The following is a 343-nucleotide window of genomic DNA, read 5'->3' as shown; positions in this document are numbered from 1 at the left end:
TGGTCGTCGCCGACCGCCCGTCCCAGCCGCGGGTGGCCGACGTCGGCTCCACCGAGCCGCTCGCCCCGACCGGCAACGGGATCATCGGGATGCGCGAACGTGCGAACGCCGTCGACGGCACCCTGTCCGCCGGACCGACGACCGACGGCGGCTGGCGGGTGGCAGCGCGCCTCCCGGTGGTCGGCACCGACCCCGAGGACGCCCGATGACCACGGCCAGCATCGCCCCGGACCCGATCCGCGTGCTCCTCGTCGACGACCAGGTGCTCGTCCGCGCCGGGCTCCGCGCACTCGTCGACGCCGAACCCGGCATGACCGTCGTCGGCGAGGCGGGTGACGGTGAC

2 pseudogenes are annotated in these 343 nt (G+C 75.8%); both read left to right on the top strand.

Annotation, left to right across the window (positions count from 1 at the left end):
* Positions 1–209, top strand: a pseudogene (locus tag BIV03_RS19945) (sensor histidine kinase); the annotation flags it as partial.
* Positions 206–343, top strand: a pseudogene (locus tag BIV03_RS20175) (response regulator transcription factor); the annotation flags it as partial. The pseudogenes BIV03_RS19945 and BIV03_RS20175, both read left to right, overlap by 4 nt.

It is taken from the genome of Curtobacterium sp. MCBA15_016 (assembly GCF_001865105.1).
In the GTDB taxonomy this organism is placed as follows: domain Bacteria; phylum Actinomycetota; class Actinomycetes; order Actinomycetales; family Microbacteriaceae; genus Curtobacterium.
This window is presented reverse-complemented; position numbering and strand designations above follow the sequence as displayed.